Annotated in this window: 3 protein-coding genes; all 3 read right to left on the bottom strand. The window is 38.4% G+C overall.

Annotated elements, in window-relative coordinates:
• The coding region (locus Q0X77_RS15210; protein WP_297798669.1) for a GH1 family beta-glucosidase at nt 1–1,349 on the bottom strand (1,349 nt) is incomplete at its 3' end.
• Nucleotides 1,350–1,357: 8 nt separating this feature from the next.
• Nucleotides 1,358–2,347 (bottom strand): glycosyltransferase family protein, encoded by a 990-nt coding sequence (locus tag Q0X77_RS15205; protein ID WP_297798668.1) that lies wholly within the window; start codon nt 2,345–2,347, stop codon nt 1,358–1,360.
• Between the two features lie 33 nt (nt 2,348–2,380).
• Nucleotides 2,381–3,241 carry a UDP-2,3-diacylglucosamine diphosphatase gene (locus Q0X77_RS15200; protein ID WP_297798667.1) on the bottom strand — a complete coding sequence of 287 codons (861 nt, stop codon included), beginning with the start codon at nt 3,239–3,241 and terminating at the stop codon, nt 2,381–2,383.
• Between the last annotated feature and the right edge of the window lie 215 nt (nt 3,242–3,456).

Here is a 3,456-nt window from a genome sequence, read left to right as displayed (position 1 = left end):
CCTGAGGACTTAATTATTCTCTTTTGGCTATCAAAATCCACATATACCAACCCAAACCTCGGATGGTATCCTTCTGCCCATTCAAAATTATCAATTAAAGTCCAGGCAAAATATCCTGAAACTTCGTAACCTTCATCCTTTGCCTTTTTAACTTGTTTTAAATACCTATGAAAATATGCGAGCCGATCCGGATCATGGACCTCCCCATTCATTAGTTTGTCTGAAAATGCTGCCCCATTTTCTGTGATAATGATTTTATTGATTTTACTATATCCGTTGAATTTTACAATCATATTGTAGATGCTTTTTGGATATATTTCCCAATCCATCAGTGTTGTTTTCACCTTTCTTTTAGTCGCTTTGACTATTTTGGCCTGCAGATAAGGCACCATATAACTGTGTCTGACAACCTCACGCGTATAATTTTGAATGCCAATGAAGTCGAAATTAAATACGCAGTTTTGTGAGTCCTCCGGTCTTTGGTACTTTTCAATTTGCTTTATTTTTGAAAGGCTTTCGAGTGGATAACCCATCCCCAATGATGGCTCAATAAAGAATCTGTTCAGAAGAGCATCTGCTTTTTCAGCGGCTTTAATATCTGCTATTCTTTTGGAGTATGGTTTAATATCTGAACAAGAAAAGCTTGTGCCTATATTGCTTTCAGGAACTATAGATCGAAGGATTCTACCACCAAGAGCCTGGCAAAGAACGGCGTGGTGAGCAGCAGGAAGGAAGTTTTTTAATCCTTTATTACCCGGAGCGTGCACGCCTAAAAAGTAACCAGCACCCGTAAAAACCATGGGTTCGTTTAAAACGAGCCAGTTCTTTACCCTATCCCCGAAATGGGTTGAACATACTGTTACATATTCTTCAAACCAACCTAGAATATCCCGGTTTACCCAACCCCCCTGTTCCTCCAAAGCCTGAGGAAGATCCCAATGGTATAGGGTTACCCATGGAGTGATGCCGCATTCCAGGCAAAAATCTATAACGCGGTTATAGAAGGCTATACCTTCGGAACTTATCTTACCTGTACCGTAGGGCATTATTCTGGTCCAGGAAAGTGAAAATCTGAAGTTTGGTATATTCATGGCTTTCATAAGCAGTATATCTTCATTATACCTCCTATAAAAATCACATGCTATTTTGCCATTATGCCCTTTATAAATAGCCCCTTTTTTACTGGTGAACTGATCCCAGATAGATGCCCCTTTATCATGGACATCGTGAGCACCTTCAATCTGGTATGCCGCTGTAGAAACGCCCCATTCAAAGTCATCACCGAAATGTTCGGCTAATAGATCGGAGTTTTTTGTATTGGAAGATTTTTGAATTGAAATGCCAGCCATTAAATGTTCTAAACGGATTCCTGTAGGATTTGGTCTATAATTGATTCTGTAATATTTGGGTAGTCAACTTCAATCCTGGAATTATCCTCTACCCAGCTTTTGAGTTGGTCTAGATGTTTAACTTTTAACGATTTAATAAGGGGAACTCCCATCTCCTGAAGCGCCGCACCGTTGCACTGCTGTTCAAATTGCCCTTTCATGGGTATAACCAGCAGCTTTTTTTTCATGTAAAGCGCTTCTGCCGGTGTTTCAAAACCGGCACCGCACAATATTCCGCAACTAGTAGCCATACTTTGCACAAATCCTTCATTGCTGATTGGTTGTATCCTGATTTTCTTAGAAACATATTCACTGTGATTGTGTTTGGAAAAGATTTCCCAATTTATACCCTTTACTTTTGAAAGTATGTTGATTATCTTTTTATCACTGTAGGAGGGTAAGTAAACGGTGTAATGCCCCCCCTCTTTCGTTAAAACATTTCTTATATCTTCCCGAATTATTGGGGTAAAGATATTCTCTTCATAACTTTTAAAATGTAACCCGAACCGTTTGGTGCTGGGAGCGTAATTTTGAAGAATCATTTTTCCGAAAGGATCTGGTTTTTTTGGCATTGGAGCATTGGGCGATAGAACGGCAGACTGATGACTTAAGGCAACACACTGCTTTTGTTTTAGTTTGCTGGCCCATGCTGATACCGGCTCAAAATCATTTATAATCAGGTCATAATCTGACACCGGGATACTTTTTATTTCTTTTTGCAACCTCGCGGAATTTGTTTTCTGAAAAGTACGCCATACGTCTACTCCTCCTTTTTTACCAAAAATAAAACTCCATCCTTTAAGCTGGAATTTAATTGGATGAGGTATTTGAATATCCGCCTGGGTACCACTCACTAGTATATCGAGGTCAAGTTGTTTTTTCTTAAGGATTGGGATAATATCCCTTGCTCTGCTAAGATGTCCGTTTCCGGTACCTTGGATTGCGTAGAGTGTTTTCACGAATAATTTGGCTTAATTTGAAAGATGCAGTGGTTATGGGTCTATTTTTGGAATTAAAAACCGAAACTCTTCCACAAGACTTTTAAATAACTCTCCTTTTTCAAGGACTTCTATTTGCTCCTTTTCTTCCACTTGCTGATCCCTGACTAAAAGATCCTTTTCATAGTGGTATAAACTCCATTTTCCCTGATAATATTCCAGAGCTGTAAGATTTTCTATCCAATCACCGGAATTTAGATAGGTAACTGATCCTTTGGAGTTGCTTATTTTCTTCACTTCAGGCTGGTGAATGTGTCCGCAGATAACATAGTCAAACTCATTTTCAATAGCAATATCAGCGGCAATCTGTTCAAAATCGTTGATAAATTTAATAGCAGATTTAACGCCATTTTTTATGCGTTTTGACATAGAAACCCGACCCCTTCCCATTTTTCTACTAATATAATTGACGGCCCTGTTTAGCAGGATAAGGAAGTCATATCCTATTGCCCCCAGCTTTGCTATCCACTTTGCATGTTGCATGCTAACATCAAATACATCACCATGAAAAATCCATACTTTCTTACCACTAACATTAAGCACAATTTTATTTGAGATACTGAATTTCCCCATTTTGAGGCCTACAAATTTGCGTAGCATCTCGTCATGATTTCCTGTTATATAGTGTACTTTAACTCCTTTAGTTACCCATTCCATAATTAATTTAATAATTTTCATATGGGATTTGGGCCAGTACCTTTTCTTAAATTGCCAGATATCTATTATATCCCCGTTAAGTATTAGTTGCTTGGGCTTAACCGACTTAAGGTATTTAAAGAGTTCATCGGCGTGGCATCCGTAGGTGCCTAAATGCACATCGGAAATGACCACAATGTCAACAGGTCTTTTTTTCATGTAAGGATTGTTCTGGGTTTTCTAGGAAATTTCTTGAATTTTAGCGGGGAGTAGTAGGTCCTAAACAGGGTAATTAGGAAGTTGACTACCAAAGTGGATACATAAGCCAAGATAATTTTCATGTCATGAAAATCAGTATACACAAAGGTTAAGATTAAATTTGGCCTTTTCCGTAATCTGAGTTTTACGATTTGGTTAAGTAAGTGTTATGAAAT

The sequence above is a fragment of the uncultured Eudoraea sp. genome (assembly GCF_947258925.1).
Taxonomy (GTDB): domain Bacteria; phylum Bacteroidota; class Bacteroidia; order Flavobacteriales; family Flavobacteriaceae; genus Eudoraea.
The sequence above is the reverse complement of the archived record's forward strand: the minus strand, read 5'-3'. Positions and strand labels throughout refer to the sequence as shown.

Coding starts and splice junctions, on each gene's coding strand:
- Q0X77_RS15200 (WP_297798667.1), bottom strand. CDS start 3,241: ATGAAAAAAAGACCTGTTGACATTGTGGTCATTTCCGATGTGCATTTA.